Origin of the sequence: Rhizobium sp. AB2/73 (assembly GCF_020871915.1) — a bacterium.
Lineage (GTDB): Bacteria > Pseudomonadota > Alphaproteobacteria > Rhizobiales > Rhizobiaceae > Rhizobium > Rhizobium dioscoreae.
In genome coordinates this window covers 1,812,772-1,824,338 of record NZ_CP067071.1, presented here as the reverse complement: position 1 = coordinate 1,824,338, position 11,567 = coordinate 1,812,772, and the positions used below count along the sequence as shown (strand labels likewise).

10 protein-coding genes and 1 riboswitch are annotated in these 11,567 nt (G+C 61.1%); of the genes, 7 read left to right on the top strand and 3 right to left on the bottom strand.

Features of this window, described 5'->3' with window-relative positions; all coding sequences use genetic code 11:
• Positions 1-119: 119 nt before the first annotated feature.
• Positions 120-519, top strand: a riboswitch (cobalamin riboswitch).
• Between the two features lie 140 nt (positions 520-659).
• The 5 genes from cobU (at position 660) to cobO (ending at position 7,693) form a co-directional block, all read left to right on the top strand.
• Positions 660-1,184 (top strand): bifunctional adenosylcobinamide kinase/adenosylcobinamide-phosphate guanylyltransferase, encoded by a 525-nt coding sequence (gene cobU / locus I8E17_RS09105; protein ID WP_069613154.1) that lies wholly within the window; start codon positions 660-662, stop codon positions 1,182-1,184.
• 5 nt (positions 1,185-1,189) lie between these two features.
• Positions 1,190-2,239 (top strand): cobalamin biosynthesis protein CobW, encoded by a 1,050-nt coding sequence (gene cobW, locus I8E17_RS09100; protein ID WP_069613153.1) that lies wholly within the window; start codon positions 1,190-1,192, stop codon positions 2,237-2,239.
• A 236-nt stretch (positions 2,240-2,475) separates the two neighbouring features.
• A complete protein-coding gene (gene cobN, locus I8E17_RS09095) occupies positions 2,476-6,456 on the top strand; it encodes a cobaltochelatase subunit CobN (RefSeq protein ID WP_069613152.1) in 3,981 nt (1,326 codons plus the stop codon).
• Positions 6,453-7,052, top strand: a complete 600-nt coding sequence (locus I8E17_RS09090; RefSeq protein WP_069613151.1) for a dimethylsulfonioproprionate lyase family protein — start codon at positions 6,453-6,455, stop codon at positions 7,050-7,052. The genes cobN and I8E17_RS09090 overlap by 4 nt, the downstream gene beginning before the upstream one ends.
• On the top strand, positions 7,049-7,693 hold the full coding sequence (gene cobO, locus I8E17_RS09085) for a cob(I)yrinic acid a,c-diamide adenosyltransferase (RefSeq protein ID WP_069613150.1): 645 nt from the start codon (positions 7,049-7,051) through the stop codon (positions 7,691-7,693). Before I8E17_RS09090 ends, cobO begins: the two co-directional genes overlap by 4 nt.
• 15 nt (positions 7,694-7,708) lie before the next feature.
• Here cobO and I8E17_RS09080 read toward each other — a convergent pair whose 3' ends face one another.
• The 3 genes from I8E17_RS09080 to I8E17_RS09070 form a co-directional block, all read right to left on the bottom strand.
• Entirely contained in the window at positions 7,709-8,509 is an 801-nt protein-coding gene (locus I8E17_RS09080; RefSeq protein ID WP_069613149.1) for a helix-turn-helix transcriptional regulator, read from the bottom strand.
• The gene (locus I8E17_RS09075; protein ID WP_069613148.1) at positions 8,509-8,874 is read right to left on the bottom strand and encodes a nuclear transport factor 2 family protein; all 366 of its coding nucleotides are present in this window, start codon (positions 8,872-8,874) and stop codon (positions 8,509-8,511) included. The genes I8E17_RS09080 and I8E17_RS09075 overlap by 1 nt, the downstream gene beginning before the upstream one ends.
• A gap of 101 nt (positions 8,875-8,975) precedes the next feature.
• On the bottom strand, positions 8,976-9,761 hold the full coding sequence (locus I8E17_RS09070) for a TSUP family transporter (protein ID WP_069613147.1): 786 nt from the start codon (positions 9,759-9,761) through the stop codon (positions 8,976-8,978).
• Between the two features lie 148 nt (positions 9,762-9,909).
• Here I8E17_RS09070 and I8E17_RS09065 point away from each other — a divergent pair, with 148 nt between their 5' ends.
• Positions 9,910-10,314: a cobalamin biosynthesis protein gene (locus I8E17_RS09065; protein WP_069613146.1), complete on the top strand. Its 405-nt coding sequence runs from the start codon at positions 9,910-9,912 to the stop codon at positions 10,312-10,314.
• Between the two features lie 163 nt (positions 10,315-10,477).
• Complete coding sequence (locus I8E17_RS09060; protein ID WP_069613145.1) at positions 10,478-11,437, top strand: nucleoside hydrolase; 960 nt, start codon at positions 10,478-10,480, stop codon at positions 11,435-11,437.
• The last annotated feature ends 130 nt before the right edge of the window (positions 11,438-11,567 follow it).

Below are 11,567 nucleotides of genomic sequence, written 5' to 3'. Positions count from 1 at the left end.
TCAAAGAAATACGGCAAAAAAGCCGCTGGTTTCATGGGAATTTTCAACCGAATTCGCAATCAGGATGGCGCAGGTCGCATCCATGCCCTTGATTGACTTGAACTCTGTGAAAGCCTAATCATTGCGGCATAACGAATGGTTCCTGAGCGGCGATCTGCCGCATGGGATGAAAAGGGAATGTGAAGGGGCGGACCCAATCCGGGCGTTCTCATCACAGCCGACCCCGCGACTGTAGAGCGGTCAGGGTCTTTCGTTCGGTTTGAAGCCTTTTCCGTCGATGCTTCGCATGGTGCGAACGGGGCGGGGCAGGCGCAAATCGAAAAAGCCACTGGCGTGGCATTATGATTAACCGGGGCTGGACGCCTCTTATTCTACGAATCGTCCGCCTTTTCATGATGCATTGCCGGGAAGGTGAGAAAGATCCGCTGGCGCACGATCGGGGGCGACCGGTTTCGGTCCGCCCCCGTCGCGGCGCCTCATCCGCGAGCCAGGAGACCTGCCATGCGTGCCGGGCGCAGAGCCTGTTTTGGGACGCGAGTTCCGCTGCCAGCACGGAGGTTGTCATGGCGCAAGATGAGTTTTCGGCGTGTAGGCGCCCGTTTTCCGGTTTCAGCGACGTGCTGCCGACCCTCGCTTTTGCTCGAGAGCGGGCATAACGCATGTCGGCTTCAATTTCCCAAGCGGTCTTCGTCCTTGGCGGCGCGCGTTCTGGCAAATCCAGGTTTGCCGAATCTCTGGTTTCGGACACTGGTCTTGAACGTCACTATGTGGCGACAGGGCAGGCGTGGGATGACGAGATGCGCGAGCGCATCGGCAAGCATCGTGCCGATCGCGGCGATCTATGGCAGACGCATGAGGAGCCGATCGATCTCGTCGGGCAGCTTGCCGCCATTGACGCGGAGGGGCGGGCGATGCTTATCGACTGCCTGACGCTCTGGGTGACCAATCTGATGATGGCCGAGCGGGATATGGCGGCAGAATTTGCCGCTCTCACTGCATTTCTACCAACTGCGCGATCAAGGCTCGTTCTCGTCTCCAACGAGGTGGGCCTGGGAATCGTGCCGGAAAATCGCATGGCGCGCGAATTTCGCGACCATGCCGGCCGCCTGCACCAGATGGTCGCGGCGGCAAGTGCCGAAGTTTATTTTATCGCAGCGGGCTTGCCGCTGAAAATGAAGGGCTGATCCATATGAACCAGGAAAAGATTCCCGCCACCGTCATCACCGGCTTCCTGGGAGCCGGCAAGACGACGATGATCCGCAACCTCCTGCAGAATGCCGGCGGCAAGAAGATCGCGCTGATCATCAACGAATTCGGCGATCTCGGCGTCGATGGCGACGTGCTGAAGGGCTGCGGCGCGGAGAACTGCACGGAGGACGACATCATCGAGCTGACCAATGGCTGCATCTGCTGCACCGTCGCCGACGATTTCATCCCGACGATGACGAAGCTTCTGGAGCGCGATGCGCGTCCGGATCATATCGTCATCGAAACATCAGGCCTTGCCCTGCCGCAGCCGCTGGTCGCCGCCTTCAACTGGCCTGACATTCGCACCCATGTCACCGTCGACGGCGTCATCACGGTGGTCGACAGCGCGGCTGTTGCCGCCGGCCGTTTCGCCGACGATCACGACGCCGTGGAGGCTGCTCGCGTCGAGGATGACTCGCTCGATCACGAAAGCCCGATCGAGGAGCTGTTCGAGGATCAGCTGACCTGCGCCGACCTGATCGTGCTCAACAAGACCGATCTGATCGACACCGATGGTCTCGGCCGCGTGCGCGCCGAAGTTGCCTCGCGCACGGCCCGCAAGCCGACGATCATCGAGGCGAAGAACGGCGACGTGCCGGCCGCTGTCCTGCTCGGCCTCGGGATCGGCACGGAAGACGATATCGTCAACCGCAAATCTCATCACGAGCTGGAGCACGAGGATGGCACGCCGCATGACCACGACGAGTTCGACAGCTTCGTCGTCGAACTCGGCCCGATTGCCGATCCGGCCGCCTTTGTCGATGCGCTGAAGGGCGTGATTGCGGCGCATGATGTGCTGCGCCTCAAGGGCTTCGTCGATGTCCCCGGCAAGCCCATGCGCCTGCAGCTTCAGGCCGTCGGCAGCCGCATCGACACCTATTTCGATCGCGCCTGGACGCCGGGTGAAGCGCGTGCGACCCGGTTGGTGGTGATCGGCCTGCACGAGATGGACGAGACGATCGTTCGCAAGGCGATCGAAGCATTGGTCTGATCGATGTTGAGTCTTTGCCGAGCGATACCCTCCTCTGTCACTACCGTGACATCTCCCCCACAAGGGGGGAGATTGGAAGCTCGTGGCTGCTCCATCGCAAAACAACTGATGTTGCAGGTTGCCGGGGTCTTGGGAGGTAAGTCCAGCGAAGCATGGAACCGAATGATCTCCCCCCTTGTGGGGGAGATGTCCCGAAGGGACAGAGGGGGGTATGCCGCCGCATACTCTGAAACCTAATGCATCTCCTCCTGGCTCAAAAGGGAACCATCAGCGACGGAGAGGAGGCGATCGACCTCGGGCAGTCGCCCGGCGATATCCTCTTTCTGTCGGCCGCCGATACCGAGCTTGCGGCGATTGCCGCGGCCCACGGAGAGGGCGGCCGTTCCCTTCGGCTTGCAAGCCTGATGAGCCTCAAGCATCCGATGTCCGTCGATACCTATATCGACAGAACGGCGCGGCATGCGAAGCTCATCATCGTGAGGGCGTTGGGAGGGGCGAGTTACTTCCATTATGCGCTGGAGGCGCTGCATGCCTGCGCGGCGCGCCAGGGTGCCTTGATCGCCGTGTTGCCGGGAGATTCGAAACCCGATCCCGGGCTGACACCGTTTTCCAACGTCGCGCTCGATGATCTCAATGCGCTCTGGTCCTATCTGATCGAGGGCGGCGAGGCGAATTCGCGGGCGTTTCTCGCCTATGCCGAGGCTATGCTCTCAGGTGCCGAGAAGCCGATGCCCGCCGTACCCTTGATGAAGGCCGGGGTCTGGTGGCCGGGCAGGGGCGTGATCGGCGTCGAGGAGTGGCGGAGAGTCTCCAATTTGGGGGTGGCGGGCCCGGAGGGACTCGAACCCTCAATCATCGCGATTTCCTTCTATCGGGCGCTGGTTCAGAGCGGTGAAACCAAGCCCGTCGAAGCCATGATAGAGGCGCTTATCGCCGAGGGCATGCGGCCGTTGCCGGTCTTTGCCTATAGCCTCAAGGACGCCGTGTCGGTCGGTATTCTCGAAAGTGTCTTTACCGAGCTGAAGCCAAGCGTGGTCATCAATGCCACTGGCTTTGCCGTTTCGGCGCCCGGTGCGGATCGTCAGGCGACGGTGCTGGAGACTGGTGACGCCATTGTTCTGCAGGCCATCTTCTCGGCTTCATCGAAGGAGGCGTGGGAGGCATCTTCGCAGGGGCTTTCGGCGCGCGATCTCGGCATGAACGTGGCGCTCCCCGAGGTCGACGGACGCGTTCTTGCCCGCGCCGTGTCCTTCAAGGCTGCGACCCGCTATGATGAAAGGGTCGAGGTCAATATCGTTGCCAGCGAGCCGCTTGAGGATCGCATGCGCTATACGGCGCGGCTTGCGGCCAATTGGGCGCGGCTGCGCAATACGCCGCCCGGCGATCGCCGTGTTGCGCTTGTTATGGCGAACTATCCCAATCGTGATGGACGTCTCGGCAATGGTGTCGGGCTCGATACGCCGGCTGGCACGATCGAAGTGCTGAAGGCGATGCGGGCGGCCGGTTACGGCGTTGCCGATCTGCCTGCCGATGGCGACACGCTGATGCGGCACTTGGCGGAAGGGCCGACAAATTCGGGGCATGACGGCCGCGTGGTCCGCGAGAGGCTTTCCTTCAGCGACTACAAGGATTTCTTCTCGTCGCTTCCCAAACAGATTCAAGATGAGATTACGGCGCGCTGGGGCGGGCCGGCGGCGGATCCTTACGCGATTGGTGACGGCTTTGCTCTGCCGTTCGCCCGCTTCGGCGATGTGCTCGTTGGTATCCAGCCGGCGCGTGGCTACAACATCGATCCGAAGGAGAGCTACCATTCTCCCGATCTGGTGCCGCCGCACGGTTATCTCGCCTTCTATGCCTTCCTGCGCCGCTCCTTCGATGCGCATGCGGTCATCCACATGGGTAAGCACGGCAATCTCGAATGGCTGCCGGGCAAGGCGCTGGCGCTGTCGGAAAATTGCTATCCGGAAGCGATCCTCGGGCCGCTGCCGAACCTTTATCCCTTCATCGTCAACGATCCCGGGGAGGGTACGCAGGCCAAGCGCCGCACCAGCGCCGTCATCATAGATCATCTGACGCCGCCGCTGACACGCGCCGAAAGCTATGGGCCGCTGAAAGATCTGGAGGCGCTGGTCGACGAATATTACGAGGCTTCCGGCGGCGACCCACGCCGCATCCGTCTGCTGCGCAAGCAGATTCTCGATCTCGTTGCCGATATCGGGCTGGATCAGGATGCCGGCATCGCCAAGGGCGAGGGTGAAGACGAGGCTTTGCGCAAACTTGATGCCTATCTCTGCGACCTCAAGGAAATGCAGATTCGCGACGGGTTGCACATCTTCGGCGTTTCGCCGTCGGGACGGCTGCTGACGGATTTGACGGTGGCGCTGGCAAGGGTGCCGCGCGGGCTGGGCGAGAGTGGCGATCAGAGTTTGCAGCGGGCGATTGCTCGGGATGCGTTCGCGGGCGTGGAGGGTGCGATACCCCCCTCTCTCGCCTTCGCGACATCTCCCCCACAAGGGGGGGGATCGGTGGCTCGCGGAGCTTCCTCGGATCAAACCAAGATCGAATCCGCTGATGTTGTCGATAAATGGGTTGGAAAGACGAGCGGCATACTCCCTCCAATCTCCCTCCTTGGGGGGGAGATGTCAGCGAAGCTGACAGAGGGGGGTATCTCTCCGAACAAACCATTCGATCCTTTGGATTGCGACATGGCCGCAGAATGGACCGGGCCGTGCCCCACAATCCTCCAAGGTATCTCCGACACCCCCTGGCGTACCCAAGGCGACACTGTCGAGCGTATCGAACTCCTGGCCGCAAAGCTCGTGAATGGCGAAACGGCCTGCCCCGAAAACTGGCCTAACACCCGCCTGGTCCTCGACGAGATCGTCGCAAGGCTCCAGCCTTCCATTCTCGCTTGCGGCGACGCGGAAATTGCAGCTCTGCTCAAAGGCCTCGACGGTCGTTTCGTGCCTCCCGGTCCCTCCGGCGCGCCGACACGTGGGCGGCCGGACGTTCTGCCTACGGGACGGAATTTCTATTCGGTCGACAGCCGCGCGGTTCCGACGCCCGCTGCCTATGAGCTTGGTAAGAAATCGGCCGAATTGCTCATCCGCCGCTATGTTCAGGATCACGGTGAATGGCCCGTTTCCTTCGGCCTGACGGCCTGGGGAACGTCGAATATGCGCACGGGCGGCGATGATATCGCGCAGGCGCTGGCGTTGATTGGCGTCAAGCCGGTCTGGGATATGACCTCACGCCGCGTCACCGGCTATGAGATCATTCCGCCGGCCATGCTCCGGCGCCCGCGTGTCGATGTGACGCTGCGCATCTCTGGCTTCTTCCGCGATGCCTTTCCCGAGCAGATCGCTTTGTTCGATAGGGCAATCCGCGCCGTCGGCATGCTCGATGAAGATGCTGCGGACAATCCCATTGCGGCGCGCATGCGCGGTGAGATCGCGCGGCTTGAGGCAGCCGGGCTGGACACGGCGTCTGCCAGTCATCGGGCGGGCTATCGCGTCTTCGGGTCGAAGCCCGGCGCTTATGGAGCTGGTCTGCAGGCGTTGATCGATGAGAAGGGTTGGGAGCGGCGTGCCGATCTGGCTGAGGCCTATCTTGTCTGGGGTAGCTATGCCTATGGCGCCGGCGAGGAAGGTCGTGCCGAGCGAGGCGTCTTCGAAGAGCGGTTGCGTTCGATCCAGGCGGTCGTACAGAACCAGGATAATCGCGAACACGATCTGCTCGACAGCGACGATTATTATCAGTTCGAGGGCGGTATGGCGGCGGCGGCCGAGCAACTCAGCGGCGCGCGCCCTTCAATCTATCATAACGACCATTCCAGGCCGGAAAAGCCTGTGATCCGCTCGCTTGAAGAGGAGATCGGCCGGGTCGTGCGCGGGCGCGTCGTCAACCCGAAGTGGATCGAGGGTATCATGCGCCATGGCTACAAGGGTGCTTTCGAGATCGCCGCTACGGTGGACTATCTCTTTGCCTTCGCCGCAACGACGGGTGCGGTCCGCAATCACCACTTCGAAGCCGTCTACCAGGCCTTCATCATCGATCAGCGCGTGCGCGATTTCATGACGGAGAAGAACCCGGCTGCACTCAGGGAGATGCGAGAACGTCTGCTCGAGGCGATCGATCGCCAGCTCTGGACGCCGAGAAGCAATTCGGCGCGGTTTGATCTGGAGAATCTGGATAAGGGCAAGGACGCCGCGGAATGAGTGCTATTGGCGAGCTTCTGGTTGCTTTTCGAGATTACCTGCTGTCGCGCAGTGACCCGATGCTATGGCATTTCATTGGAGGCTTTGATTGGCCGACTGAAGAGCGGTCGCTCGTGCCGCAGGACTTGCCCGTTGTCGATTATCTTCGGAAACATGGTCGGTCTGGCGATGGGGCGGAAGGCGTGCTGCTTGGCAGGCTCCTTCAAGCCGCGGACGAACTGCATTGGGCCCAGACCTACAGCATTACCGATTTCGGCGCGGATTTCCTCGAGAGATACGGCTGGGTCGAGCTTTTCGGCACGCGTGGGCATTTCGTGAGCGAGGAGATGGCCGGCGGCTTCCTGCTGCTCGGTCCCGGCGTGCATTATCCGGATCATCATCACGAGGCTGAGGAGATGTATATTCCGCTGACCGACGGCTCGCTGTGGAGCAAGGATGCCCAACCGTTCCTGCCGCGCTGGTCGGGTGAGATCATACATCACCCCTCGAATATCCGCCACGCCATGCGCACGGAAGACCAGCCGCTTGTCGCGCTCTACCTCTGGCGCGGCGGGCCGCTGGCACAGAAATCGATCATATCAGGGAGAATGCAATGAGCGACGAATCGGCCGAAACCGGCGCGGGCGTGCCGAAGAACGACGATGCCCGTCACGCCGACAAGATGGCCAAGAAGAAGGCCGCGCGCGACAAAATCATGTCGACCAAAACCGATGAAAAGGGTCTGATCATCGTCCACACAGGCAAGGGTAAGGGAAAGTCTTCTTCCGCCTTCGGCATGATCTTCCGTCACATCGCCCACGGAAGGCCAAGCGCTGTCGTGCAGTTCATCAAGGGGGCCATGTGGACAGGCGAGCGCGACCTGATCGAGAAGCATTTCTCCGACCTCTGCCAGTTTTATACCATGGGCGAGGGCTTTACCTGGGAGACGCAGGATCGCGCCCGCGACGTTGCGGCGGCCACGGCTGCCTGGGAAAAGGCCAAGGAACTGATCCGCGATGAGCGCAACTCCATGGTGCTGCTGGATGAGATCAATATCGCGCTTCGTTACGATTACCTCGACATCAACGAGGTACTGGAGTTCCTCAAGAACGAAAAGCCTTACATGACCCATGTCGTCTTGACGGGCCGCAACGCCAAGGAAGAGCTGATCGAGATTGCCGATCTCGTAACCGAGATGGAATTGATCAAGCACCCTTTCCGCTCGGGTATCAAAGGGCAGCCGGGCGTCGAGTTCTGATCGCTAGCCGGGCGTTCAACCGCCCGGCAGCATCGTCTTCAGTTTTTCCGCCGTCTGCGGGTTTGCGGGAAAGAAGGATTCGATCGCCAGCTCCGACAGAGTGACATCGACAGGCGTTCCGAAGACGGTCGTGGTGGACAGAAACGAGAGATGTCCCGCATCGGTGACAAGCTCCAGCGGCACGACAATGCCGGCGAAATCCCGTTCCGGAGCCGTCGACTTTGGCTGAGTCGGTGCGGGATAGGCGGATAATTCCGCCAGCAGTTTTGTCAACACGGGATCGCCGGTTGCCGATATCTGCTGGCGCAGGCGCTCCAGCAGATGCGCACGCCATTCGGAGAGATTGGCGATCCGGGGTGCCAGGCCACGCGGATGCAGGCTCAGCCGCAGGACATTGATCGGCCCTTCGGTCAGCGAGGCATCCGTCACGCCGGCAAGCAATGGTGCGACGGCGGCATTGGCAGCGATCAGCGTCCAATGCCGGTCGACGGCCAGAGCCGGGAAGGGCTCGTGCCCCTTCAGAAGCATGTTTATGGCATGGCGTGCCGGAGCAAGCGCCGGGTCGTCCAGTTTGCGCTCTGGAAAGACCGGCGCAAATCCAGCCGCCAGGAGCATCGGATTGCGTTCGCGCAAGGGAACGCCAAGCCGTTCGGCGAGATGCATCAGCATCTCGCGGCTTGGAAGCGCCCGCCCGCTCTCGATGAAGCTCAGATGCCGTTGCGATATATCGGCTTCAAGGGCGAATTCGAGCTGGCTCAGGCGGCGGCGCTGCCGCCATTCGCGCAGGTGGTCGCCGAGAGAGCGGGCCGGGTTCATCACGCGGCGGCCGGCAGCTGGTCGATAAAGCCGTGAACGGATTTCAGCTGTTCGCCTTCTAGAATTGCAAAATCCGTGCCCTTGATCAGCGGCTCGGCGTCGGCCGGGCCGAAACCCCAGGAGAAGCGAAGATGGTCGCCGTAGCGATCGCCGTTCGTAAGGAGGGTGAAGCGAAAGCCCGGGAAGCGCTCGTGTGCCGCCGTGACCAGTGCGTGGATCTCTTCGCGATTGTCCGCGCGCATCATCGGGTCGACATAGCTGCAGTCTTCCGTCCATGCCTCGGCGATAAGTGCGCGCCGACGGTCGGTATCGGCCTCGTTCCAGATGGCGATATAGCGGTCTGCAATGGTGTTCGCATCAGTCATCGGTCAACTCCTTTGGATCGCCTGAACCGTTCAGGCAGGGCGATCATCGGCGCGTACCGAAGCACTATCAATTACGTCGGAGGTAATCAAAGGTGCGGTTCTTACAGTCCCAGCCAGATCCTGACCGGGTGGGTAGGATCCGCCAGCAGCTTGATCGCGAAGGCGATGCAGACGATGACGAGCAGCGGCTTGATCAGTTTCGCACCGATGCGCATGGCGAGCCGCGAACCGAGCTGGGCGCCGAGGAATTGGCCGAACCCCATCGTCAGCCCGACTTTCCAGAGGATGGCGCCGGAGAAGATGAAGACGATCAGGCCGCCGAGATTCGAGCCGAAATTGAGCAGCTTCGTATGCGCCGTCGCCTTCAAGAGGCCGAAGCCGGCGAGAGTCACGAAGGCGAGCATCAGGAACGAGCCGGTTCCGGGACCGAAGGCGCCGTCATAGAAGCCGATCAGCGGCACGAACGTTACGCCGAAGAGTCCGGCGCTCATGCGCCGATGCTTTTCGACGTCGCCGAGATTGGGTTTCAGGGCGAAATAGAGTGCAATCGCGATCAGAAGGAAGGGCAGGATGATGCGCAGAACCTGGCTCGGCATGATGGTCGCCAACAATGCACCGAGCATGCCTCCTATCACAGCCATCGCCGCCATCGGAAGCTGTTCGCGAAGTTGCACGTGTCCTTGCCGGGCATAGGCGATCGTTGCGGAGGCTGCGCCGCAGATGGACTGCACCTTGTTCGTGCCGAGGGTCTGCAGCGGCGGAATACCGGCCAGCAGCATGGCAGGCACGGTAATCAGCCCGCCGCCGCCGGCGATCGAATCGACGAAACCAGCGAAGAACGCGGCGGCAAAGAGCAAAAGCAGCAGTTGAAATGTGATATCTGGCAAGGTGGGGAACTCTGAGGCGGGAATTAAACGGCCTTCTGGCACTTCGATCGCCGCAAGGCAATTGCTATCAGGGCACATCAGGCGAAATTGACGCGCCGAAACGTGCCCGCTACAGCTGTCATCTCGGTCGATGCTGTTGGGAGCGACTATGACGATCTACGCCAATTCCACCCGCCGCTATCTTCTGGGTCTTGGCTGTGAGCGCGGCACGGACTGGAATGAGGTGCGGATGCTTGCACAAAGAGCCTTTCAGGAGGCCGGCATCGGGAGCGAGCAGGTTCTGGCCGTCGTGTCGATCGACACGCGCATGGATGAACCGGCGATCCTGGAGACCGCCACGCATTTTCGCCTCCCGGCGCGCTTCTTCAAGGCGGCCGCACTGGAGCGGGAGACACCCAGGCTGAAGAACCCGTCCGAGATTGTTTTCGCGCATGTCGGTTGCCACGGTGTGGCCGAGGCTGCTGCGCTTGCGGCCGCCGGCCCCGATTCCGAGCTCGTGCTTCCCAAAATTAAGTCCGGCCTTGCGACAGCAGCGATCGCCAGGATCGCTTGAAGAGCGAATTCGCCACGCAAATCTCACAAATGCTCCATAGGGACATCGTCATGGCATTCCGCCGCCGGCGGTTCTCGTGTATGCCGATGGGTCAAGCATGATCCGCGACGGGAGGAAATTTCCGGAAGATCAAGCTTATTCAGTATGTTGATAAGGAAAAATCATGCAAAAGGTCATTTATGATACGGATCCGGGCGTTGACGACGCCATGGCGCTTCTCTTCCTGCATCGTCACCCGAATATCGACCTTCTTGGCGTGACGACGGTTTTCGGCAATGCTTCGGTCGACACGACGACCCGCAACGCGCTGTTCCTGAAGCGCGAGTGGAATATTCCGTGCCCGGTTGCGCGGGGCGCCAGCGTCACTTTCGATCCTTCGCGGCATGAGCGGCCATGGCCGACAATGGTTCACGGCCATAACGGCCTCGGCGACATCGATGTGCCCGACACGATCGATCTGCCGGCCGATCCGCGGCCGGCTTACCAATTCATCATCGACACGGTTCGCGCGCATCCGGGTGAGGTGACCCTGGTTGCCGTTGGCCGCATGACCAACCTCGCCCTGGCGTTGAAGCACGATCCCGAGATCGCCTCGCTCGTGAAGGGCGTCGTCATCATGGGTGGCAATTTCTACGTGCCGGGCAATGTCACGCCGGTTGCCGAAGCCAATATTCATGGTGATCCGGAAGCTGCGGATTTCGTCATGACAGCAGCCTGGAAAGTCGTCGTGGTCGGTCTCGACGTCACGTCGGTAACGACCATGAGCCGCAGCTATCTCGCTGATATGGCGAAAGCGGGCGGCCCTTCGGTGCAGCTCCTGGCCGATCTGTCGCAGTCCTATATCGATTTCTACAGCCATGCGGTCGAAGACGGCATGATGGTGCATGACAGCTGCGCCTGCGTCTACGTCGTGGCACCAGAGCTGTTCGACACGATCGAGGGATCGATCCGCGTCGTCTGCGGCGGTATTGCCGACGGCCAGACGATTATCAAGCAGGACGGCCGCCGCTTCCCGCCCGGCGATTGGGACAATCTGCCGAGCCAGATCGCCTGCACCGGCATTCGCTCGCAGCAGGTTCTCGACCTGATCCGCGACGTGATTCTGGGCAAGGTGAAGCATTGAACCCGTGAGGGGGGATGGCCCCCCTTCACAATTCGCTGAAGATCATTCTCCAGTTCTATCAAGAGCCTATCTGAGTGTCCGAATATATCGAGTCCGGGACGCAGTGATCGATCGACGTGTTTTCTGTGCC

What these genes read in the sequence shown, in the direction of transcription:
- cobO (WP_069613150.1), top strand. Translation starts at nt 7,049, where the DNA reads ATGAGCGACGAATCGGCCGAAACCGGCGCGGGCGTGCCGAAGAACGAC.
- I8E17_RS09075 (WP_069613148.1), bottom strand. Translation starts at nt 8,874, where the DNA reads ATGACTGATGCGAACACCATTGCAGACCGCTATATCGCCATCTGGAAC.
- cobU (WP_069613154.1), top strand. Translation starts at nt 660, where the DNA reads ATGTCGGCTTCAATTTCCCAAGCGGTCTTCGTCCTTGGCGGCGCGCGT.
- cobN (WP_069613152.1), top strand. Translation starts at nt 2,476, where the DNA reads ATGCATCTCCTCCTGGCTCAAAAGGGAACCATCAGCGACGGAGAGGAG.
- cobW (WP_069613153.1), top strand. Translation starts at nt 1,190, where the DNA reads ATGAACCAGGAAAAGATTCCCGCCACCGTCATCACCGGCTTCCTGGGA.
- I8E17_RS09090 (WP_069613151.1), top strand. Translation starts at nt 6,453, where the DNA reads ATGAGTGCTATTGGCGAGCTTCTGGTTGCTTTTCGAGATTACCTGCTG.
- I8E17_RS09065 (WP_069613146.1), top strand. Translation starts at nt 9,910, where the DNA reads ATGACGATCTACGCCAATTCCACCCGCCGCTATCTTCTGGGTCTTGGC.
- I8E17_RS09060 (WP_069613145.1), top strand. Translation starts at nt 10,478, where the DNA reads ATGCAAAAGGTCATTTATGATACGGATCCGGGCGTTGACGACGCCATG.
- I8E17_RS09080 (WP_069613149.1), bottom strand. Translation starts at nt 8,509, where the DNA reads ATGAACCCGGCCCGCTCTCTCGGCGACCACCTGCGCGAATGGCGGCAG.